The following is a 22,549-nucleotide window of genomic DNA, read 5'->3' on the forward strand; positions in this document are numbered from 1 at the left end:
CTGTGACTTAATGTATCATGCGAGCTTAAGCCGTTAGGTGTAGGCGCAGCGAAAGCGAGTCTGAATAGGGCGACTGAGTATGATGCATTAGACCCGAAACCCGGCGATCTAGGCATGACCAGGTTGAAGGTGCGGTAACACGCACTGGAGGACCGAACCGTTTAATGTTGAAAAATTATCGGATGAGTTGTGTTTAGGGGTGAAAGGCCAATCAAGCCGGGAAATAGCTGGTTCTCCGCGAAAACTATTGAGGTAGTGCCTCGGATGTTTTCCTATGGGGGTAGAGCACTGGATGGGCTAGGGGGTCGCGAGATCTACCAAACCTAACCAAACTCCGAATACCATAGAGAATAGTCCGGGAGACAGACGGCGGGTGCTAAGGTCCGTCGTCAAAAGGGAAACAGCCCTAACCTACAGCTAAGGTCCCCAAGTCATCACTAAGTGGTAAAGCATGTGGAAATCCCAAAACAACCAGGAGGTTGGCTTAGAAGCAGCCATCCTTTAAAGAAAGCGTAACAGCTCACTGGTCTAAATAAGGGTTTCTGCGGCGAAAATGTACCGGGGCTAAAGTGATGCACCGAAGCTTAGGGTTCAGTATTTATACTGAGCGGTAGCGGAGCGTTCCGTAAGCGGTTGAAGCGATCTGGTAATGGGTCGTGGACGTATCGGAAGTGCGAATGCAGACATGAGTAACGATAAAGAGGGTGAGATGCCCTCTCGCCGAAAGACCAAGGGTTCCTGCTTAAAGCTAATCTGAGCAGGGTAAGCCGGCCCCTAAGACGAGCCCGAAGGGGGTAGTCGATGGGAACCACGTTAATATTCGTGGGCCTGGTGATGTGTGACGGATCCCGTAAGTTGTTAGTCCTCATTGGATTGGGCTAGCTTCGAAGGGGTTCCAGGAAATAGCCTCACCATATAGACCGTACCCGAAACCGACACAGGTGGTCAGGTAGAGTATACTAAGGCGTTTGAGAGAAGTATCCTGAAGGAACTCGGCAAATTGCCTCCGTACCTTCGGAAGAAGGAGGCCCCATATTAAGGCAACTTTTTATGGGGGGCACAGGCCAGGGGGTAGCGACTGTTTAGCAAAAACACAGGACTCTGCTAAGTCGGCTTCAAGACGACGTATAGGGTCTGACGCCTGCCCGGTGCTGGAAGGTTAAGAGGAGGAGTGCAAGCTCTGAATTGAAGCCCCAGTAAACGGCGGCCGTAACTATAACGGTCCTAAGGTAGCGAAATTCCTTGTCGGGTAAGTTCCGACCTGCACGAATGGCGTAACGACTTCCCCACTGTCTCCAGGATATGCTCAGTGAAATTGAATTCTCCGTGAAGATGCGGAGTACCCGCGGTTAGACGGAAAGACCCCGTGCACCTTTACTGCAGCTTTAGAGTGGCATTAGGAAAGAACTGTGTAGAATAGGTGGGAGGCTTTGAAACTTGGGCGCCAGTCCAAGTGGAGCCAAAATGTGAAATACCACCCTGTTGTTTTCTGATGTCTAACCCAGATCCGTTATCCGGATCGGGGACCCTCTATGGCGGGTAGTTTGACTGGGGCGGTCGCCTCCTAAAGAGTAACGGAGGCGCGCGATGGTAGGCTCAGGACGGTTGGAAACCGTCTGTTAGAGTGCAATGGCATAAGCCTGCCTGACTGCGAGACTGACAAGTCGAGCAGAGACGAAAGTCGGTCATAGTGATCCGGTGGTCCCTCGTGGAAGGGCCATCGCTCAACGGATAAAAGGTACGCCGGGGATAACAGGCTGATGATTCCCAAGAGCTCATATCGACGGAATCGTTTGGCACCTCGATGTCGGCTCATCACATCCTGGGGCTGGAGCAGGTCCCAAGGGTTTGGCTGTTCGCCAATTAAAGTGGTACGTGAGCTGGGTTCAGAACGTCGCGAGACAGTTTGGTCCCTATCTGCCGTGGGCGTCGAAATTTGAGAGGAGTTGACCCTAGTACGAGAGGACCGGGTTGAACATACCTCTGGTGTACCTGTCGTGGCGCCAGCCGCGCAGCAGGGTAGCTATGTATGGAAGGGATAACCGCTGAAAGCATCTAAGCGGGAAGCCTCCCTCAAGATTAGATTTCTTCGAGTCGTGATAGACCATCACGTTGATAGGCTGGGTGTGGAAGCGCGGTAACGCGTGAAGCTAACCAGTCCTAATTACTCTTTTCATGCTTGTGAAGTCCCACCATCAATGACAATGTTGATTGTCATATGGATAATTATCAGACCAGATATCGATTAAAAATATACCCTTCCCCTTTAATTAGGGGGTTAGCACCTGCTTCATTGCTTGGTGGCCATAGCGACAGTGCCCCACCCGATCCCATCTCGAACTCGGACGTGAAACCTGTCTGCGCCGATGGTACTACCGCTTAAGCGTTGGAAGAGTAGGGCGTCGCCAGGCATTGAAGCCGGTGCTAGCACGGATATAAAACCCATTTACAGTTTCACAAAAGGGCAGCGCATTTACTTGTCGCTGCCCTTTTGACTTTTACAAATGTAACAGAACCATATCATAATTTAGGGCATGGCAGACCCTTTTGTCCCGTATCATAGGGTCAATAAAACTGCTACGGACTGCACAAAACAATCAGTCCGATATTGGTGACGCGGGATGGAGCAGTCCCGCCAGCCGGTTCAGCAAAGCTGAAGCGGAAAAACAAAAAACTGCCACGGACTGCACAAAACAAACAGTCCGATATTGGTGACGCGGGATGGAGCAGTCCGGTAGCTCGTCAGGCTCATAACCTGAAGGTCGTAGGTTCAAATCCTACTCCCGCAACCAATATACACCCCCTTAATACAGCTCATAACCTGAAGGCTTGCCCGTACAATGCCCCGCATTGTCCAAACTACGCTGGGTTCAAATCCTACTACCTTGGTTATATAAAAACTCATATCCATTAATTAGCTGAAGCAATTCTATAAAAATCTTTTCTATTTTGGGATTAAGGCAGTAAATTTTTAAGTTGCCCACAATGCTGGAGTATGAAAATATTCAACGCTATAGTAAATTTTCCGATTTTGCGATATTCACGGCTTCATAACGGCTAGTTGCCCCTAATAGACGCATGGCTGTTTCCAGATGAGATTTAATTGTTGATGGCGCGACGCCTAGTTGGATAGCGATATCCTTATTTGTTCTCCCTTGCGCCACAAATTGCAGTACCTTTCGTTGTTGGTCTGTTAATCGAGTAATAGCGCAATTATCTATTTTATTTTTACGCTCCATCAATGCCAATAGACGCGAAGGTACATGACGTTCACCCGCCTCGATCAATTTTATAGCTGCAATTATAACTTTGGCACCTGAGTTCTTCTGGACAAAGCCATTAACTCCAAGGTTAAGCAGCTGTAGCATTAAATCATAATCATCGACCCCTGTTACAATTAATATAGGCATATCCTTTGCGGATTGCTTTAATTGCGAGACCCCCTCTATGGCACTGGCCCCTGGCATGCTTAAATCGCAAATGCAAAGATCATATCCTTTACTTACCTCTTCCCAGCTTTGTGGGAAATTTTTCGTTTCGGTAAAGACGGCATCCGGCCATTCATCAGCGATGCTGCTTGAAATAGCTTCGCGGACCAATTCATGGTCATCGCATATTAAAAAGCGATTCATTTTGATCTTTTTTCCTTTATTGGCAGGGTCAGGCAAAAGGCAGCGCCATTTTTCCATAAAGGATATAAAAAGGCATTACCTCCTAATATAAACGCCAATCGTCGCACTGATGATAATCCAAGTCCAAATCCACCAGCAGTGATTGATCGAGAATTGCTGCCCTGATAATAATCTTCAAATATTATTTCTCTTTCTTCGGGCTTTATACCAACGCCATTATCCACAACGAATATTTGCTGCGCTCTATCTCTTATCCTACAGCAAATTAATATCTTATTTCCACCCGAATGTGTAATTGCATTTTGTATTAAATTACCTAGAGCACGTTCAAATAAGGTAGGGTCGGTGTTTAAAATAACGGCCTTTCCAACTATTTTTAATTTATACTTTTCCTTTGCAGCAAATCCAGAATATTGCTCAACCACCGATTGAACAGCGTTAAAGATATTAGTTGGTTGCAGGTGAGGGGTTACGGAATCTGCCTCCAAGCGTAGATGATTGAGCATATGTGACAATATATTCTGCGTCGCGGCAACCGCACGCAGAACGGCGCTAGCAGCGCGAGTTCTGCTTATATCATCCTGTGCATTAGCAAATTGCTCGCTAAATAAATTTACAGCCTGTAATGGCTGCCCTAAATCATGTGATGCTGCGGCAATGAACCGCGTTTTTGCATCACGCTCCATTGCGGTTTGTTTCAATGATAATTCCAACTGCTTGGTCAATTGGTCTGATTTGGATTGAGCCAATACACTTTTTTCAATGATATGATGAATATTGCCTACAGCATAAAATAAAAAACAACCATAGGCAAAAACAAGGGCCGATAAAATATTCTCAATCTCATTACCATATATGGCTAGGAAAATTGTGAATGATCCAATTACTAAAATGATCGCAATCCGGTTCATGGTAACATTTCCCGGATCAGCAAAAATAGTCATTGGAATATAACCCACAAAATATGCTGTGGCAAAAATTCGCTGACTTTCATGTGAAAAAGGAAGCAAGAGAAATATTGTTAACATTGCCAATATTTCATTGGATATGGCAATGCGCCGATCAAATTTAATCCATAACGTGAATAACTCTGTTTGATGGGGCTTAATAAAGAAAACGATAAATTGAGCCATGGTGGTCAGAAACAATGTGATGATTGCAGCAATAACCCATATTAGCATATTCGGCGCTGGGACCAGGTCGTTCATGACATGATATACAGTATAAACAGCTGCAAAATTGACGATTTGGCTTATTAATTGAGAGACGGGATTGATAAGGCGTCTTTGGGTTTCCGGTTCAGAAAGAGAAATTATAGTGTCAACCGACAAATCAATGCTTTTCGGTTCTTTATTCTTAACAGATAGTGCCTCAAAAACCCCCATTATCAGCCATCCTTATTTTTATAAATAATTGTCACAAATATATATTTTGGTCAATTAAATTCCAATGAACTCTCCCCCATTTTCTCCGCCATTTGGCGGATAGAATTAAACTTCCTTGCCTGTAAATTATATTCAACTGAGATGGATTAAGGATTGGGATATGCGTTACTTACCGACGAGAGGCAGTTTATTATCATATATTGCAGTGATTGGGTTGACCAGCTTTTCGCCAATATTGCAAGCTGCGATGCTACTGGCGGCAATATCCCCTGTTATATGGGCTGAATCGGCACATGCAAATACTATTCCGGGCGTCGGCACAGTCGTTAAGAAGTTGAAAAGTAAAAGCACCATCGTCGTCCCTAGCGATGACAATGGCGAAACGCGCCTAACCGGATTAACGCCCGGGGAATATAGCATAAGATTGATTGAAGGAGCTGAAGAAGTAATCATGAAAGTCGGCCGCGATGGACGATTGGCATATATATTATATGAAGATGTTAAACTGGCATCACCAGTAGCGGATGAACCACGCATGCGCCAGAGGCCTCAATTGCCTGTTGTGCTGCGCTGGATCGAACAAATCAAATTTAACGGCGGAAAAAGTGGCGTTAAAGGTGCGTTTAGCATTGCTTTTGCAGGCCCATGTGACGAACCGCCATGCCCAGTTGCAATTAAACCTGGCGGCATGATTGACCTTAATAATCATGTTGTGGAGCAATTATCAAATGGGACGGCACATTCTTTGGAAGTAGCGCATATTATTGCCGCAGAGCGCAATAGAAATGGGCCATTTACAGGCATTGAAGATTTTGCTCTGCGCGTTTGTACGCAAACTGATGTTGATTTTAGCCAGTCATCAATAAAAATGGGTGACATCTTAATCATAGTTCTCCCTCGTTCTGGCACAAAATCAAACCTAGCTGGTTTTCAATGTCGCCGCGATGAAGAAGGTATCTTTAACCTATATGGCAAAAAGCACAATTATGTGGGGCATGTTACATTGCTTCGTTAAAAAATAAGGAAGTAAATCATGAAGAATAATATTTTTTATTTTGGCGCGATAATAATCATTGCCGCCTATGCTCAACCTGCATTCGCCGCAAAAGTAGGAGATCCTTGCCGGCCAAAGGGTGGAGGTGCAGGGCATTGGGTTAAAAGTGGCATCACGATAAAGTGCCAGGCGGATCCCACTCTTCGCGGCGAAAAAGCAGCGAATAAAATGACTCACCAACAGGATAGTAACAAAGAAGAGTCTGTAAGCAAAAGCCAAGTGGCAAGTGTCGCAAATTCGAAGTTGCCAGCCATGGCAAGCAGCAATCCATTGTTGAATATTAATAGTATGACCAAGGCCGACCTTAGTCCTCTCACAATAATATCATCTGAAGCTAAGGCATTAATTTTGAATTTCCGAACACCCTTTGGTTATAACGATGCCAATGCTTTTGCCACACAAATTTGCAGTCGGGTCAGCCTTAACTTTGGCAGCACCGATATTCAAATAGGCAGTGCCATTTTACAGGGATTTCAGTGTACGAAGGCAGGGCTGACCTATACCGCAAATGGAAATAGCTACTCCTATGCTCTGCCTGTGGAGTTAACCGGCAGTGCTGCAGTGCCAATTGCACCATGAATATGGCTAAATAACTAATTTATAATAACAAAATAGTCGCAAATTTAAAATGATGTGTAAATTATAATAATTTTAGGAGAGTAACCATGAAAATAAATTTGCTATTAGCAACAGCCCTTTCATTATATTTTGTTAGCCCTGCAATGGCACAAAATGCCCCATCTGATATTGCATCAGCATGTGCATCTTGCGTCTCGTCAGTTAATTTGGCACAATTGGGCCCTGTAAGAGGCAGACCAGCTCAGGCAGGGGAAGCGGTCGCCATTCCACGCGGGGATTTATTGGTGGAGGGTGAGGGGAATGTTTGTTGCCCGCCCATTACAAGCGGGAAATGGGCGCAATATTTCGTTCCCCAACAATCACCGGGTAAAAATTTAACCCTTACTTATGGCTATGATTTTGTTGCCTCTCCTGCTCTTGATGCGCAGATGAATGCCTATGCGCCATTTGCGGCGCTTTGGACACCGGTTTCACATGTGGCAAATTCGGTTGCCTTGGTCGCAGAGGTTAGGGCGTGGTCAAGTTCTACCCCGCCGACTAATTGGAATCAATCGGGCTATACAGACGTCTATCCAGGTAAAAAACAGCTACGAGCTTGGTGGACCAATGGGTCAGGGGTTTGGACAGGCGGAGGTTTTGAACAAACACTTCGGGACAATAATGCCATCGCGCCAAACCATTTTGATCCAAATAAATCATATATGATCCGGCTTAGTTTAGTGTTAAATTATAAAAAGACACCCAATGACAATAGCTGGTTTCAACTCCCGCTCAGTTGTATGGAAAAATTCGTGACGCGTGGTTCTTTTGTATCTGGCAGGGTTGCGCCAAATGCTGGGTTGGATGCTTTCCGCCTAAAGGACTAATCTCTATTTATAAAATTAAGGGCTGAGAAAATTAATTCTCTCAGCCCCTTTTTACTAAAGGGTGGGTAATATGTCGTGGCGAGATATGTTTTTAATCATGATGTTGGGTTTGACGTTGACATCTTGTTCTGCGCCAGAAAAAATGGGCAGCAAACATAACGAAATAAATAGTCAACCGGTTGCGGTTGGCCAGCAAAACCCAAATCGCCAAGCCGGCAGTTGGACAATGGTTCACTACATTATGGCATTTGAGGGTAAAAATCTTGATAAAGCTATGGCAGGGCTTTTGTCGGCGGGGGAGTCATCGGTCGGTAAAAAAGATTTTGGAGGACCGCTTTGTTTGCTTAAGAAAACAAGTAGCAAAGATAATCTTTTCACCCGCATAAAAGAAGGGGTGAATTTCGGCCCAGAATGGAAAATAATAAGAATGTCGATTAAAAATAATATTGTAGATTTTTATGCGACTATGGAAGATCCGCAGGCAGGTAGAGCCGAAATGACTATTACCGGTATACTCACCGATAAAAGCACTGATTTGGTAATTATAACGGACTCATACCAACCTGCGCCAGGAAAGGGGCATATTCATACTGTAATGAAACAGGAAAATTCGCGCATTGGGGAATGTATAGCTGATCAGGATGTATGGCAGTGAGAATAATTAATATCTTATAGCCAATTTAAATGAACTGCGAAGATATCGTTCATACCCAAATTTTGCCTTTATATTCTCCAGCTATAGCCAATATTATCTTCGGTAATTTGCCATAGCTTTTTCATCACAAATTCGTCATGGGCAAAGGGCAATAAAGTGCCCGTGCCAACAGGGCCGACCATTTCCATACGGCCTGTCGGGCCATATAAAGCGCGTTCTTCTAATTCATTTTCGGTGGCACACATTATTTCGGGATATGCGCCTTTTTCTGCGCTTTGCACCATGGGTGTTTTGGTCATTAAATACCATATGCTTTTGGTTAAGAAATTTGCACTGGTGCTGATTAAAGATGTGGCCGATGATCCAGGATGGCATACATAAACTTTGACATTTCTATTGGCATTTTTTATTTTATTTTGCAGTTCATATGCGAACATCATTTGGGCCAATTTACTATGGCAATAGGTGCTATTTTGTTGATAATTTTTATCCCAATTCATGTCGTCAAATTGAATAGCTTTTATTCCCATTTTATAGCCAAGGCTGCTGACCACGACAATATGGCCCAGACTTGCATCAATCCGATCAAATAACAGCCCGCATAGTAAAAAATGGCCATAATGATTAACGCCAATCTGGCTTTCAAATCCATCTTTGGTAAAGCTTTGCTTTGGCACTTGGGCAATGGCCGCATTGCAGATTAAGGCGTTTATATGCGGAGTTTTTTCCAATATCAATTTGGCCGCGCTGCGCACAGAGTTTAAGTCGGCAAGGTCCATTTGCACAAATTCTATATCTGCATTTTCGCCAAATTTATTTTTAAGCGCCGCCATCGCATCATATGATTTTTCTGCGTTCCGGTTGAGCATTATCACCTTTGCCCCTTTTGATAAAAGGATTTTGGCAGCTTCAAATCCTGTGCCGGAATTGGCGCCTGTAATAAGATAGGTTTTGCCAGATAAATTTGCCAATCTTTCGGGGGTCCATCCATTTGGTCCAAATTGCTGATATGTCATTTTACTGCCTTTAAATAAATATATTGTTTATGTTGATATATCTTATATATATCATAAACGTTATTATATAGGCGGAATAATCGCTATTTTTTGCCTATTTGTATCAAAATATATATTATCATCTGGTTTGGGATATGAGCAAAGAAGAGATTAAACAAATTATCCAAAGGGTGGCCGATGGTGCTGGATTGATGGAAACTGGCATTAAAGGGGTGCAGATATTCAATCAGATTGAGCCGATTATCTGCGCCCCTGTGGTTTATGAACCATGTATTGTTGCGATAGTAAGCGGCAAGAAAATGGCGATTTTAGATGGCATATCCTATCAATTTGATCAGGAGCAATTTATGTGTTGTCCCATATCCATGCCGGTGGAGGCGGGAACGCCCGAAGCATCACCAGAAAATCCGTTATACGGTGTTTATATTTCATTGGATACGCGGGTAATGACCAATTTAGCTATCGAATTGGAAAGCACCAAACCCGCCATGCGCCATGCGGTAAAGGCCGATGTGCCACAGGCCTTTACACTGTCAAAATGGGATGATGATTTTACCGAAGCATTGGTGCGTTTAATGCGATTGATTGAAGACCCCATTGATATGAAGTTGTTGGGTGAAGGCAGGTTGTATGAATTATATTATACCCTGTTAAAAGGCGAAGCAGGGGCATCGGTTCGGCGTTCATTTGGCGTGGGTAATGATATTGCGCGGTCGATTGAATATATTGCGGCACAGTTGAACCAGACCATCAGCATCGATGATATGGCCGATTTTGCTGGGATGAGCCGCGCCGTGTTCCACCGTAAATTTAAGCAAGCGACACGTATGTCGCCGATACAATTTATGAAATCCATGCGGTTAAACCATGCCGCGATGCAAATTGCAAAAGGCGTGAATGTGAATGTGGCGGCAATGGAGGTCGGTTATGTCAGCTCTTCACAATTTAGCAGGGAGTTTAAACGTCTTTACGGCCGTTCGCCCAAACAATGGGGCAGCGAGCAAAAATTTGCCGCATAATATTTTTAAGCATAATATGTAATTATTAAGGCCGTCCTTAAGAAAAATAGGGGAGGATATGAGGGTAAAAAAATATTCTGACAACCTTGTCAATCATTGTTGATTTGGTCTATGCTCTTTCAAAATTGAGAGGAAAGTAGATTCATGTTAACATCAGCACGGAAATTTGGTCCAAATTATAAACGCGCCATATTAATAACCGCGTCCACTTTATTGAGCATGGCGGCGACCATAAAATATGCCCATGCGACCAGTTTGGGCAAGAGCCCTAGGTCAAAACCCTTCACCAATCTTGTGTTTCATAATCCCCGCAAAGCAACCATCAAGTTTTAAAGTCTCGGCGCTTTACTTAGCTGGGCGCACCAAGGGGCAGTCCCCAGACCGCGTTGACTGGATGGAGGTTCGCAATCTGGAAATCAGAGCCCCCGTCGCCGTCGCCACGATTATGGAAGCAACCGCAGCCCAAATTTTGCGCTTTAAAAAGCCTACCTATCATTTTGTTCAGACTTTTGATCCTAAGTACGCGAGGCGTGGCCAATTACGACGAAAATATGTGCGAGACTGTAATTATAGCAGATCTCAAAATCGCGGGCTTAAGCGAATCTGAGTTTGAAAGCGAATTTTATTCTTTTTTACTGAAAATGACGATATCGTCTATGTGATGTCTCTAAATTATTACAATCATTGCACGCGGCAATAGGTGAATAATGATCCTTAAGGGTAGTTTGAGGCTAAATCTGGGATACCATAGATATTTGAAACTCTGCCTTATCTGCTATCTGGCCGCCCGTCATATAAGGTTCTTCCTTGAACCAGCCGAAATATGTGCATTTTTGTCTGTATTGCATGGCAATAGGTCCAAAACTGAAATAGAATGGTGACCTTGTTCCATGAGTTTCAAACAAATCTCTAAAGCGATCTTCGTAAACAGATTCGCAGGTCCAACTATATTTAACCTTCAATGTTCTGAATATTAGCTCCTGTGTTTCGTCTGGAACGCCATTAGCCGATAACTTCATCGAAACAAGGTCAACAGTCCCAAACTCATAGCCAGGTCATAGAAATAATCAGATGATATTTTAGTGGTTGAACGCAGCTCAGGGCTTTCAAACAGCTTTCGCGGTTGAAATCAGCGATGAGCGTTCCTTGGGTTCTTTCTGGCTAAAGCCCCGCGCAATGCGAGAGACGTTTTCCTGTTTACTGGCTGCCATTTTGGCAAGCAGCAGTTCAAACTCTTCTGCATCCTGCATGAGAAAGTCGCGAAAAGTAACTAGGTTCTGGCTGAGAATATCCCAGTCATGACGGATGTATAACAAAAGACCGGTAATCAGGGTGCGGGCTTCACGCTCCCAGTGGTTAGCCTGCGAATGCTCTGGTACTAACAGCATTGCAGCCCCAAGCCGGGCATCATCCACCTCATAAGGGGTATGAATGCGGATGAAATCGAGCGGGTTGTAGGTAGCCGCATTGCCCTTTGTCCCGCCAAGCGTGACGGGACGCTCAAACTGCGCGGCGGCATATTTGGCTAACACGCCAGCGAAACCCAAAACCAAAGCAAAAATGGAGCCAAGCCAGATAGGCGTGGCAAACAGCATGTAGCCAGTTAGAGTGGTAAAAAGCGGCAAAACCTTCCAGAACAGGCGCATGAGGCCATGAAAGGTCAGGATAAGTGTACGAAGCGAACGCATGATTGAAGCCTCCAGATTATTGCATCTATGGGCTTCTGAAGGCGGCACAAAATGAGAAAAGATTACGGTAAATATTAGGTCGTTCGGAAAGATAGTTAAGTAAGATTATTTAAGTCTTAAGTGACCGTAAAAATTGTCTAAATCGGGAATAATATCTATTTTAATATTGTAGGTTGTAAAATTCTATTATACCAACTGCTTATAATCACATAAACAGACGCAGCAAATTACATGAAAAATTAGGGAAGTCGCGACCTATCAGAAGATCAAGGAAAAGTCGGTCTATGCGCTTATTGCACAAGGCAAAATCCCTGGGTTTAAGGTGGGCGGCGCATGGCGTTTACGTAGAAACGAAATTGAAAAATGGATAGAAAGTAAACAGGGCGATAAACATGAATAATTCATTTTTTGAAGAACCGATTTTAAATTCGCCCTATATGGAGCCGTCGCGACACCATGCGCTTGATGACGAAGGTCAGCCGACTGATCAACCGCCAATCGCAGGCCGCCGCCCTTCGGCTTTGCTTTCACCTGTCCCAAAGCCAAAAAAGCGCCGATCACATCAATCAGGGGATGAACAGCAAAATTTAAAACTGTACGCGGATGACGGCATTTCATCTGAAGACCAAGAATATAATCCAACACCGATTATCAATGATATCCGTTCTCAGTTAAAGCTGTGGCGATCTATTCCTAACCCCCAAGACTGGGGTGTGACACCTGCAACCGCACGATTGCTTCAGCATTGGCGAAGCCATGAGTTTCAGGGCATCCGCCCATTCTTCTGCCAGGTTGAGGCGGTGGAAACTATCATTTGGTTGACTGAGGTCGCTCGCAAACACACAACTTATAAGCGATTTTGGAACCATATCGAGAGTGCAAATGCCGGTGCAAACCCCGAGCTTTTGCGTCTTGCTATGAAAATGGCAACAGGTGCAGGTAAGACCACTGTAATGGCCATGTTGATTGCCTGGCAGACTATCAATGCTGTTCGCTCGCCAACAAGCAAGCTCTTTACGCGCGGTTTCCTTATCGTTGCACCTGGTATCACGATTAAGGATCGACTTCGCGTTCTTCAGCCAAGTGACCCTGACAGCTACTATGAAAGCCGCGAGCTTGTTCCAGCAGATATGCAGTATGACCTTGCTAAGGCCAAGATTGTCATCACCAATTATCACGCCTTTCAACTTCGTGAATTGATGGATGCAAATAAGACAACACGTTCTTTGCTGCAAGGACGTGCTGAGCCCATTCAAAGTACAGAGACCGAAGGCCAGATGGTTCGCCGTGTGGCGGATGAACTTATGGGGATCAAGAACATCGTCGTAATTAACGATGAAGCTCACCACTGTTACCGTGAAAAACCTGATGGTGAGCAAGAAAAACTTACTGGTGACGAGCGCAAAGAGGCTGAAGAGAACAGCAAAGCAGCTCGCCTGTGGATCAATGGTATCGAAGCCTTTAAGCGCAAATTAGGAGTCCGCGCAGTTTATGATTTGTCAGCGACTCCATTTTTTTTAAGTGGTTCTGGCTGGGCAGAAGGAACGCTTTTCCCTTGGACTATTAGCGACTTCTCGTTGATGGATGCTATTGAGTGCGGAATTGTTAAGCTTCCCCGTATTCCGGTTGATGATAATATTCCGGGGGCAGAAATGCCGATTTACCGGAATTTGTGGGATCACATTGGTAAAGACATGCCCAAAAAAGGCGGCCAGACTGCTGATCCACTTTCAATTCCAGATAAACTGAAGTCTGCGCTCAAGTCTCTCTATGGTCACTATAAGCTCGTTTCAGATGGATGGGAACGAGAAGGGATTGATGTTCCGCCTGTTTTCATTGTTGTGTGTAACAATACGACAACATCAAAACTTGTTTATGAGTGGATTTCAGGCTGGCAGCGTGAAAATGAAGATGGTGACCTGGTAGCAGAACATTATGGACACCTTGAGCACTTCAGTAACTTTGATCAATATGGTGAGCCATTGGCAAAGCCAAACACACTCTTGATTGACAGTCAGCAGATTGAAAGCGGGGAGCTTGATAAAAACTTCCGCGAAATGGCAGCTCCTGAAATTGAGAAGTTTAAGCGCGAGCGTAAACAGCGCGGTGAACATGGCGACATTTCAGATTCAGAGCTTCTGCGTGAGGTAATGAACACCGTCGGCAAGAAAGGCCGGCTGGGCGAGAAAATTCGCTGTGTGGTTTCTGTCTCGATGCTGACTGAAGGGTGGGATACCAACACCGTAACGCACATTCTTGGTGTGCGGGCTTTTGGTACTCAGCTTCTTTGTGAACAGGTGGTTGGTCGTGGCCTACGCCGCTTAAGCTATGAGCTGAATGAACAAGGCCTCTTTGATAGTGAATATGCTGATATCCTTGGCATTCCATTCAACTTTACCGCTAAGCCTGTAATAGCCCCGCCAAAAGCGCCGAAAAAGACAACCCATGTAAAAGCCATGAAAGAAAGAGAAGCTCTGGAAATTCGTTTCCCAAGGGTAATTGGCTATCGTGTAGACCTTCCCGAAGAGCAACTAGTCGCAGAATTTACAGAGGATTCAATTCTTGTAATTGACCATGATAAAGTCGGTGCCAGCCAGACCGATATGTCAGGGATTGTCGGTGAGTCTCATACTCTTTCTTTAGGGACATCAAAGGGGGAACGACAAAGCACCACGACGATGAAACTCGCTAAAACAGTGGTGGAGCGTCACTACCGCGATGCCGACGGCGCACCGAAATGGCATTTGGTTGGGAAGGTCGCCAGTATTTGTAGGCGCTGGATGAATGAGGGATACCTGAAATGTCCTGGTGACACGGCCCCTTGGATGTTGAGCGAATATCCGGATTTGGCAGCGCAGGCCGCAGAAAAAATTGCAAATGCCATTTCCCGTCCAGATCGGGATAAGCGGCGGATCAAGGCTGTGATGGACCCTTATAACCCGCTGGGGTCAACCCGTCATGTCAGTTTCACGACGACTAAGGATGTGCGGGAAACCGATCCACGTAAATGTCATGTGAATTATGTGGTCAGCGATAGCGATTGGGAGGCAGAGTTTGCCCGAGTCGCTGAAAACCATCCAAAGGTGCTGGCCTATGTGAAGAACCAGGGCCTTGGTTTTGCTGTGCCCTATAAAGATGGTGAGGTAGCCCGCGAATATGTGCCGGACTTTATTGTCCAGATTGATGATGGCCGGGGGGCTGATGACCCTCTCAACCTTATTATAGAAATTAAGGGCATGAAGAACGAGCAAGTCAAACTGAAGAAGGAAACCATGCTGGAGAAATGGGTGCCTGGCGTGAATATATTGGGTGTCTATGGCCGCTGGGCATTTGATCAGTTTGATAGTGTTTTTGAAATTGAAAGTGACTTTCGTGCGCTGATCGAACGGGCGCTAGAAACTAATAAAGTGAGTGAGGTGGTATAATGGCCAGAAAAAGCAATAAAGGACCAAAGCAGGTTGAAACCCTTACCCACGGTGCCGCCACACGTCGGAATATCCCCACGGCTGAGCTGCAATCTACTGCGGAGCGGATGGAGGAACAGAACCCTTTTGAACCCGTGGTTTATGAACGCACCTACCCTTTGCCAAAGGGCGAGAAACGCGACCGCGATGAAGATTTAGACCCACAGATCATCTGGAAGGGGACCAGCATTCGCTTAACAAGGGATCAGATTGCAGCCCTTAAGGCCGGTGAAAAGGTGGAACTAGGGGACGCTCAACTTGTTTGGCGCGGTAAGGATAATCAGGACTGGTCTGACCTTGTGGTGCACGCACCACCGCTTTATATTCAGGAGAAAATTCATCCCAAGGCTATTATCGAAGACCTGAAAAAACAAACCAAAGAACGGCGGGATGAAGAAGAAGGTACATTGGACCTGTTCGGTGATTTTAACGGTATCGACCCCACAGCCAAGACCGAATTTTACCAGCATGACCAACATTGGCAAAACCGCATGATATTGGGCGATAGCCTTCAGGTGATGGCAAGCCTTGCCGAGCGGGAAAATCTGCGCGGTAAAGTGCAGTGCATCTATTTTGATCCGCCATATGGGATTAGTTTCGGTTCAAACTGGCAAGTATCAACAAGAAAAGCAAAAGTTGATGATGGAAAAATTCTTGAAATAACAAGAGAACCTGAACAGGTAAAAGCTTTCCGAGATACCTGGAAGGATGGCGTTCACACATATTTTACTTATATTCGAGACAGATTAACTTCTAGCAGGGATTTGCTATCTCCTAGCGGTTGTATGATCGTGCAAATCGGCGACGAGAATGTCCACTATTTGAGAAGTCTTCTTGATGAAGTTTTTGGAGCCGAGAATTTTGTTTGCCAAATTACTGTAAAGAAAACACATCACCAAGAATCGAAGCATGTTCCTTCGGTTGCAGATTACTTGCTCATATATGCCCGTGAAAAAGGAAGATTAAAATATCGGCCAATTAGGCCCGAGAAAAGCCTAGAAGGCATTGATTTTTCAAAATTCAATAAGGCTATAGATGGTGATTTACGATTGCATCCCATCCCCATGGAATGGAGAGATAACCCAGAGTTAATTCCAGATGAATTAACTCCGATCAGAACAGATATTACTCTTACACAAGATGGAGATTCCGGAAACTCTCAAGTTGAATGGCATGCTCTAGGTGGAAAATATTTTCCGGGAGCTGGTAGGCACTGGAGAACGCATGAGGATGGGCGTAGGCGCTTGGTGATGGCGGGGCGTGTATCCCAAGGGAAAAAACGGCCATTTTATATTGAGCCTTGGAATGACAAACCATCAGCACCGATAAATAATATATGGGTGAAGAGCTTAGCTGGAGCGCAGCATAAAGTTTATGTTGTGCAAACAAACACACGTGTGGTTGAGAATGCTATTCTCTCATTTTCGGATCCCGGCGATTTAGTGCTTGATCCCACATGCGGCTCAGGAACGACGGCTACAGTTGCAGAACAATGGGGGCGTCGCTGGATTACTATAGATACCAGTCGCGTGGCACTGGCATTAGCGCGCACACGACTAATGAGCGCACGTTACCCATATTATTATCTCTCAGACAGTTTTGATGGGCGCGAAAAAGAACAAAGTGTTACTGGAGTACTTCAGCCAGAGACGCCTAAAAGAAATGATATAAGACAGGGCTTTGTCTATGAACGGGCCCCGCATATCACATTGAAATCTATCGCCAACAATGCCGAAATCGACGTGATATGGGAGAAATGGCAGCAGGTGCTTGAGCCGCTGCGTGAAAAACTGAACGCCACTTTAAATAAAAACTGGGAAGAATGGGAAATCCCTCGCGAAGCTGGCGCGGATTGGCCTGATAACGCCAAGAAGCTGCATGTTGAATGGTGGGATTCCCGCATTAAACGCCAACAGGAAATTGATAAATCTATCGCCCAGAAAGCGGATATCGAATATCTGTATGACCGGCCTTATGAGGATAGCTCTAAAGTCCGTGTGGCAGGGCCATTCACCGTTGAAAGCCTGTCCCCGCACCGCGTTATTCCGACGGACGAAGGCGAGTTGACTGATGATATAAATGCCTTGAAAGGTAACCACCCACGCACGGATGCACCAGCACAGGACTTTGCCACCATGGTGCTGGAAAATCTGAAATCAGCAGGTGTGCACCAATCTGACAAGGGTGACCGTATTACCTTCACAGCCATGGAAGGCTGGCCAGGTGACTATATTGCAGCCCAGGGCACCTATGAACAGGCCACAGGCGAAGGCGGTCAACAAACAAGCGCACCAAAGAAAGCGGCCATCTTTATCGGCCCAGAATTTGGTTCAATCACGCGGTCTGACATTATGGCAGCGGCCCGTGAGGCCAATGATGCCCGCTTTGATGTGCTGATTGCTTGCGGCTTTAACTTTGATGCCCATTCATCTGAAGTGAATAAGCTAGGGCCACTGCCTATTTTGAAGGCCAAGATGAACCCCGACCTTCATATGGCGGATGACCTGAAAAACACCGGGAAGGGCAACCTTTTTGTTGTGTTTGGAGAGCCTGATATTGAATGGAAGTTTGACGATGATGGCCACGTGATTGTCGAAGTTTTAGGTATTGACGTTTTTGACCCGAAAACAGGTGAAGTTCGCGCATCTGGTAAAGACGATATCGCCGCATGGTTCATTGATACCGACTATAACGAAGAAAGTTTCTTCGTTCGTCATGCCTACTTTATGGGCGCGAATGACCCTTATAAGGCCCTTAAAACCAGCCTGAAGGCGGAAATTGACCAAGAAGCCTGGGAAACACTTTACCGTGATACCTCGCGGCCTTTCGCACGCCCATCAACTGGCCGCTTTGCCGTTAAGGTTATCAACCACTTCGGTGACGAAGTGATGAAAGTATTTGGGGTGTAAGGCGTAATGTTTAACCTTTTGTTCAGCGGTGATGATGAAGCATTTCTAGGGCAACCTTGGGAGCTAAAGAGAGATCGCGTCTTCGAATATACGAGCGAAGCGATCCGAAATCAATTTCAAGAGCTAAACTCCCAACAAATTTCCCGACTGTGCAATTTCCCAACACTCTTAGCATATGAGCGAGGCATTAACCAGAATGCGCGATTAGGTAAAATAGATCATATTCGGATCAGGCAGACTGAAGTTCGTATTGAATACTCATTCATTGAAGGGCTGCCAGAAATTACTCCTGCACAGCTCAAAGATCTAGAGTGGGAACTGGATATTGCGGAGTTTGAATTTAACCGCACGCATTGGGCGGTAAAAGACGTGGATTTGGCAGCAGAGTTGATATCTGCCGGTCTTATGAGCAAAGAACAGGTTGATGCGCTTAATGGAGAATGCCGAGCAATATTTATAGCTAATGGTCCTGACCAGTCTGTACAGGTGCAACCAAGCGTATTTCGAATGCCAGAAGGGCAAATTGAACATGATTTAGTATCGGTGATGTTTCCTTTTAATGAAGCGTTTTATCCAGTTTTTAACTTGGTTGAAAGAGCGGGTAAAGACCTTGGCCTTCGGGTATTGAATGCTAATCAAGTTTGGAATGAATCTGAGATTATCCAGGATATTTTTTCTCTAATCTTTAGATCAAAATTCGTTATTTGCGACTTCAGCACTCGAAACCCGAATGTCTTTTACGAAGCAGGAATCGCGCATACGCTGGGCCGACCAGTTATACCTATCGTTCAAAATGTCGAAGATATACCTTTCGATCTCAGGCATCATCGGCATATTGTTTACTTAAACAATGACCAGGGCCGTCTATTACTTTTAAAGAAAATTAAGCTCCGAATGCAGACGTTGGCGGGAAGGGGGCAGCCGTGAACTTTCTCCTCGCTGACACTTTCCAATCTGCGCTGGCAAAACTTAATAATGATGAGCAAAAGGCGGTTAAGCTGACGGTATTTGACCTTCAGCAGGACCCATCTAATCCTGGGCTGCAATTTCACAGGATTGACGGATCAAAGGACCCTAATTTTTGGTCGTTGAGGGTTAATCGCGATATTCGGTTGATTGTCCATAAAACGAAATCAAGCTTCCTAGTCGCCTACGTCGATCACCATGACGATGCCTATAAATGGGCTGAGCGCCGCCGCATTGATAAGCACCCGCGTACAGGAGCAGCACGGATCGTTGAAGTACGTGAGCGTGTCGAGGAAATAACTATTCCAAGGTATATTGAGGCCAAGCTACCCGCTCCTGCAATCGTAGCAGAAGCTCCCTCAAAATTCTATCCGCCGCTATTCTTGAAACTCAGCGAAGAAGATTTGTTAAACGCGGGTGTGCCTCAGGACTGGATTGAGGACGTCAGAAATGCTTCGGAAGACAATTTCTTTGATTTAGCTGACTATATTCCTGATGAGGCTATCGAAGCCCTGATGGATTATGTGGATACTGGCAAGCTTGTTGTGCCAGGCGAGGCGGCACCAGATTGTGATCCTTTCGTCCACCCCGATGCTCAGCGGCGCTTCCGTGTTATGGACAATGTGGAAGAGTTGGAACAAGCCCTCAATTATCCATGGGATAAGTGGGCGATCTATTTGCACCCCGCACAGCAACAGCTGGTTGACGGAAGCTTTTCCGGGCCAACGCGCGTTGCTGGATCGGCAGGGACAGGCAAGACAGTTGTTGCCTTGCATCGTGCGGCGCACATTCTGCGGACAGACAGGCAGGCTAAATTGCTTCTAACCACATTTTCTAGCCCGCTTTCAAACGCGCTGGAGCATAAGCTGAAGCAGCTATTGCATGATGACGTGAATCTGGATCATCGAGTGTCGGTCCTGCCGTTTGAGGGCGTGGCCAAGCAGCTTTTTACACTCGTCCATGCTCATGATCCTAAGATGGCAAGACGCGAGCATGTTGCTCCCGCACTAACCCAAGCCGCCAAAGAGCTTAATCTTGAAGGCTTTACAGACCGTTTCCTGATGTCTGAATGGCGTAATGTTGTTGATGCCTGGCAAATTGATGGGCATGAGGCTTACGCACGTGTTCCGCGTCTTGGGCGTAAGAACAGACTAGGAAACCGCCAAAGGGAAAAGCTTTGGCCAGTATTTGAACGCGCTAGAGAAATACTGGCTTCACAGAACAGATATACCCCGGCCACTGTTTTCGGTGAAGTGGCAGCCTATTACAAGGATCGTCCCAATAAACCTTTCACGCACATTATTGTGGATGAGGCCCAGGACCTTGGTGTGCCAGAGCTAAAAATGATTGCTGCCATGGCACCAAATGACCCGGAATCTCTATTTTTTGCAGGGGATTTAGGGCAGCGTATTTTCCAAGAACCGTTTTCATGGCTTGGCTTGGGTATCGACGTTCGCGGACGTTCGCACACATTGAAGGTCAACTATAGAACGTCACACCAAATCCGACAGTCCGCCGATAAACTCTTGCCGACCGTTGTACGGGATGTCGATGGGATTAAAGAAGATCGTCGTGGCACGGTCTCAGTCTTCAATGGCCCTGACCCAGAAATACAAGTCCATTCAGATGAGAATGAAGAAATTCGGGTTATTGGCTTGGCAATTCATGAGGCTTTGGAAGAGGGCCTGCTGCCTGAAGAAATTGGTGTTTTTGTGCGCTCGTCAGATAAACTAGATCGTGCACGAAAAGCCGTTAAAGAAGCAGGGCAAGTACCGCTAGAGCTTTCTGACCGGGTGGAGGACAGAATTGGACGCGTAGCAATCGGGACGATGCATCTAGCTAAGGGACTTGAGTTCCGTCAGGTGATCGTCATGGCTTGTGACGAAGAAGTTCTGCCCGACCAAGACCGCATAGACACCGTTGCCGATGAAGTGGAGCTGGACGAAGTTTACGATACTGAACGCCACCTCTTTTATGTTGCCTGCACACGGGCCAGAGAGAAGCTCATAGTCTCAGGCGTATCACCCGCTTCCGAATTTTTTGCAGATTTAAAAGGGGGCGTGATCTAAATGTCTTTAAATCGTAAGGCAGACTTGGATCGTATTACAGAGATACTTTCGTATCTTAAGTCTCAGGTCGAGCTATCTAATCCTAGCAATTTTACGGATATAAATATTTATGCAGAAAGTTTCTACAGAGATTTTCTCAACATCGTATTTGGATACAACCTCATTAATGTCAACATTCTTGAGCCAAATTCAGCCGCTATTGACTTGGGTGATGTAGGTAGCAAAGTTGCGATTCAAGTGACCTCGACTAGCGATATATCGAAAGCTAAAAAGACTGTTAAAAGTTTCAACGATAAGAATTTGCATGAAAAGTACGACAGCTTAATCATTCTCAATATTGCTATGAAGAAGAAGCACAAAAAGCAGCTCATCGGTGAGGAAACTAAATACCAGTTCGATGTGTCCTCAGGTGTGTGGGATATTTCTGATCTTATCAAAGTAATTGGAGATAAGAGTGCTGAAGAAATATCAAAAGTTAGAACTTTCTTGGAAGGGCAGGTAACATTTGAAAACAGCGCTTCTTTACCAAAGGAAATTAAGACGTTTCAGGCACTCATAGCTCTGTTGAGTGACGAAGATCATCCTGGTGTAGGTGTTGGATTTATTGAAGAGCCAGATCCTAAAGGTAAAATCGAGGATCGCTTTTCTGACCATACGCAATATCTTAAGAATGAGTTTAAGGAGCTCTACACCGAGTATGGAGATGTTTTGTCAGATGTTTTTGAGAATGAGGATTTGGGCCAAGTCCGGTTGAGAAGGCTTAGACTTCATCTCAAGAAACACAGTGACCAAATTCTTACTGATTGCGCGGGAGACGCGAAGAAAGCCCTTGAAAATCTTGTGCAGAATTTTGAAGGGCGCCTGGTTGCGGAGCGTGTCGAATTTGATTCATCTGCAATTCGCTTTTTTCTTATTTCCGAACTCATAAAATGCAATGTGTTTCCGAACAAGGAGGTTGTAAATGTCTAATCTCTTTGTGACCGATGAATCCATTGAAACTTCACCTCCTGTTGTAGGGTATCGAATTATGCAGCTGCTGGAGAAGAAAGATGGAGGTAAAATCAGTATCTTTGAAGTGACAGACAAGCTGAAAAAGGAAAAATGGTTTTCTTCCCGCCACCTGTTTTTGGGGATGGTTTTTCTGTACTCTGTGGGAATAATTGAGTTTAACCAGCCATATATTGTGAAAAATGTTTAGGATTAGAAAATTATATACCGAGCCTCCAATTATTGAACCCGTCGAATTC

General features: G+C 45.4%; 16 protein-coding genes, 1 tRNA gene and 2 rRNA genes (1 of these 19 running past the window's edge). 15 read left to right on the plus strand and 4 right to left on the minus strand.

The window, feature by feature from the left end; all coding sequences use genetic code 11:
• From LPB140_RS03315 to LPB140_RS03325, 3 genes are all read left to right on the plus strand, one after another.
• Positions 1 to 2,184 (plus strand): 23S ribosomal RNA (locus tag LPB140_RS03315) (it extends 609 nt beyond the left edge of the window).
• Positions 2,185 to 2,296: 112 nt separating this feature from the next.
• Positions 2,297 to 2,411, plus strand: a 5S ribosomal RNA gene (gene rrf, locus LPB140_RS03320).
• 304 nt (positions 2,412 to 2,715) lie between these two features.
• Positions 2,716 to 2,792 (plus strand) — tRNA-Met (locus LPB140_RS03325).
• 219 nt (positions 2,793 to 3,011) lie between these two features.
• On the opposite strand, the gene LPB140_RS03330 is transcribed toward LPB140_RS03325, so the two are convergent.
• Together LPB140_RS03330 and LPB140_RS03335 are read right to left on the minus strand one after the other, a co-directional pair.
• A complete protein-coding gene (locus tag LPB140_RS03330; protein WP_083549912.1) occupies positions 3,012 to 3,689 on the minus strand; it encodes a response regulator in 678 nt (225 codons plus the stop codon).
• Positions 3,629 to 5,017 (minus strand): sensor histidine kinase, encoded by a 1,389-nt coding sequence (locus LPB140_RS03335; protein WP_072558652.1) that lies wholly within the window; start codon positions 5,015 to 5,017, stop codon positions 3,629 to 3,631. The genes LPB140_RS03330 and LPB140_RS03335 overlap by 61 nt, the downstream gene beginning before the upstream one ends.
• A 160-nt stretch (positions 5,018 to 5,177) precedes the next feature.
• On the opposite strand from LPB140_RS03335, the gene LPB140_RS03340 reads away from it, so the two are divergent.
• From LPB140_RS03340 to LPB140_RS03355, 4 genes are all read left to right on the plus strand, one after another.
• Positions 5,178 to 6,032: a hypothetical protein gene (locus LPB140_RS03340; RefSeq protein WP_072558653.1), complete on the plus strand. Its 855-nt coding sequence runs from the start codon at positions 5,178 to 5,180 to the stop codon at positions 6,030 to 6,032.
• A gap of 18 nt (positions 6,033 to 6,050) precedes the next feature.
• The gene (locus tag LPB140_RS03345) at positions 6,051 to 6,650 is read left to right on the plus strand and encodes a hypothetical protein (protein WP_072558654.1); all 600 of its coding nucleotides are present in this window, start codon (positions 6,051 to 6,053) and stop codon (positions 6,648 to 6,650) included.
• An 86-nt stretch (positions 6,651 to 6,736) separates the two neighbouring features.
• Positions 6,737 to 7,516 (plus strand): hypothetical protein, encoded by a 780-nt coding sequence (locus tag LPB140_RS03350; protein WP_072558655.1) that lies wholly within the window; start codon positions 6,737 to 6,739, stop codon positions 7,514 to 7,516.
• Positions 7,517 to 7,586: 70 nt separating this feature from the next.
• Complete coding sequence (locus tag LPB140_RS03355; protein ID WP_156874112.1) at positions 7,587 to 8,171, plus strand: hypothetical protein; 585 nt, start codon at positions 7,587 to 7,589, stop codon at positions 8,169 to 8,171.
• Between the two features lie 68 nt (positions 8,172 to 8,239).
• On the opposite strand, the gene LPB140_RS03360 is transcribed toward LPB140_RS03355, so the two are convergent.
• The gene (locus LPB140_RS03360) at positions 8,240 to 9,187 is read right to left on the minus strand and encodes an SDR family oxidoreductase (protein WP_072558657.1); all 948 of its coding nucleotides are present in this window, start codon (positions 9,185 to 9,187) and stop codon (positions 8,240 to 8,242) included.
• A gap of 134 nt (positions 9,188 to 9,321) precedes the next feature.
• Between LPB140_RS03360 and LPB140_RS03365 the strand changes: the two genes are divergently transcribed.
• The gene (locus LPB140_RS03365; RefSeq protein WP_072560251.1) at positions 9,322 to 10,206 is read left to right on the plus strand and encodes an AraC family transcriptional regulator; all 885 of its coding nucleotides are present in this window, start codon (positions 9,322 to 9,324) and stop codon (positions 10,204 to 10,206) included.
• A 1,106-nt stretch (positions 10,207 to 11,312) separates the two neighbouring features.
• Here the strand turns inward: LPB140_RS03365 and LPB140_RS03385 are convergent.
• A complete protein-coding gene (locus tag LPB140_RS03385; protein WP_072558661.1) occupies positions 11,313 to 11,894 on the minus strand; it encodes a type IV secretory system conjugative DNA transfer family protein in 582 nt (193 codons plus the stop codon).
• Between the two features lie 238 nt (positions 11,895 to 12,132).
• Between LPB140_RS03385 and LPB140_RS03390 the strand changes: the two genes are divergently transcribed.
• The 7 genes from LPB140_RS03390 to LPB140_RS03420 are packed head-to-tail and all read left to right on the plus strand — an operon-like array spanning position 12,133 to position 22,500.
• A complete protein-coding gene (locus LPB140_RS03390) occupies positions 12,133 to 12,294 on the plus strand; it encodes a helix-turn-helix domain-containing protein (RefSeq protein WP_072560254.1) in 162 nt (53 codons plus the stop codon).
• Complete coding sequence (locus tag LPB140_RS03395; RefSeq protein WP_072558662.1) at positions 12,287 to 15,319, plus strand: BPTD_3080 family restriction endonuclease; 3,033 nt, start codon at positions 12,287 to 12,289, stop codon at positions 15,317 to 15,319. The genes LPB140_RS03390 and LPB140_RS03395 overlap by 8 nt, the downstream gene beginning before the upstream one ends.
• Entirely contained in the window at positions 15,319 to 18,267 is a 2,949-nt protein-coding gene (locus LPB140_RS03400) for a site-specific DNA-methyltransferase (RefSeq protein WP_072558663.1), read from the plus strand. Before LPB140_RS03395 ends, LPB140_RS03400 begins: the two co-directional genes overlap by 1 nt.
• A 6-nt stretch (positions 18,268 to 18,273) precedes the next feature.
• Positions 18,274 to 19,194 carry a hypothetical protein gene (locus LPB140_RS03405; protein WP_072558664.1) on the plus strand — a complete coding sequence of 307 codons (921 nt, stop codon included), beginning with the start codon at positions 18,274 to 18,276 and terminating at the stop codon, positions 19,192 to 19,194.
• Complete coding sequence (locus LPB140_RS12510) at positions 19,191 to 21,302, plus strand: 3'-5' exonuclease (protein WP_072558665.1); 2,112 nt, start codon at positions 19,191 to 19,193, stop codon at positions 21,300 to 21,302. Before LPB140_RS03405 ends, LPB140_RS12510 begins: the two co-directional genes overlap by 4 nt.
• Positions 21,303 to 22,271, plus strand: coding sequence for an SMEK domain-containing protein (locus LPB140_RS03415; protein WP_072558666.1), 969 nt, complete (start codon positions 21,303 to 21,305; stop codon positions 22,269 to 22,271).
• Entirely contained in the window at positions 22,264 to 22,500 is a 237-nt protein-coding gene (locus LPB140_RS03420; protein ID WP_072558667.1) for a hypothetical protein, read from the plus strand. Before LPB140_RS03415 ends, LPB140_RS03420 begins: the two co-directional genes overlap by 8 nt.
• Positions 22,501 to 22,549: the final 49 nt, after the last annotated feature.

The sequence above is a fragment of the Sphingorhabdus lutea genome (assembly GCF_001889025.1).
GTDB lineage: Bacteria > Pseudomonadota > Alphaproteobacteria > Sphingomonadales > Sphingomonadaceae > Sphingorhabdus_B > Sphingorhabdus_B lutea.

Bases quoted from the DNA above. Each gene is read 5' to 3' on its own strand.
- LPB140_RS03345 (WP_072558654.1), top strand. From the start codon at position 6,051: ATGAAGAATAATATTTTTTATTTTGGCGCGATAATAATCATTGCCGCC.
- LPB140_RS03420 (WP_072558667.1), top strand. From the start codon at position 22,264: ATGTCTAATCTCTTTGTGACCGATGAATCCATTGAAACTTCACCTCCT.
- LPB140_RS03365 (WP_072560251.1), top strand. From the start codon at position 9,322: ATGAGCAAAGAAGAGATTAAACAAATTATCCAAAGGGTGGCCGATGGT.
- LPB140_RS03415 (WP_072558666.1), top strand. From the start codon at position 21,303: ATGTCTTTAAATCGTAAGGCAGACTTGGATCGTATTACAGAGATACTT.
- LPB140_RS03405 (WP_072558664.1), top strand. From the start codon at position 18,274: ATGTTTAACCTTTTGTTCAGCGGTGATGATGAAGCATTTCTAGGGCAA.
- LPB140_RS03355 (WP_156874112.1), top strand. From the start codon at position 7,587: ATGTCGTGGCGAGATATGTTTTTAATCATGATGTTGGGTTTGACGTTG.
- LPB140_RS03340 (WP_072558653.1), top strand. From the start codon at position 5,178: ATGCGTTACTTACCGACGAGAGGCAGTTTATTATCATATATTGCAGTG.
- LPB140_RS03385 (WP_072558661.1), bottom strand. From the start codon at position 11,894: ATGCGTTCGCTTCGTACACTTATCCTGACCTTTCATGGCCTCATGCGC.
- LPB140_RS03335 (WP_072558652.1), bottom strand. From the start codon at position 5,017: ATGGGGGTTTTTGAGGCACTATCTGTTAAGAATAAAGAACCGAAAAGC.
- LPB140_RS03350 (WP_072558655.1), top strand. From the start codon at position 6,737: ATGAAAATAAATTTGCTATTAGCAACAGCCCTTTCATTATATTTTGTT.
- LPB140_RS03400 (WP_072558663.1), top strand. From the start codon at position 15,319: ATGGCCAGAAAAAGCAATAAAGGACCAAAGCAGGTTGAAACCCTTACC.
- LPB140_RS03330 (WP_083549912.1), bottom strand. From the start codon at position 3,689: ATGGAAAAATGGCGCTGCCTTTTGCCTGACCCTGCCAATAAAGGAAAA.
- LPB140_RS03360 (WP_072558657.1), bottom strand. From the start codon at position 9,187: ATGACATATCAGCAATTTGGACCAAATGGATGGACCCCCGAAAGATTG.
- LPB140_RS03395 (WP_072558662.1), top strand. From the start codon at position 12,287: ATGAATAATTCATTTTTTGAAGAACCGATTTTAAATTCGCCCTATATG.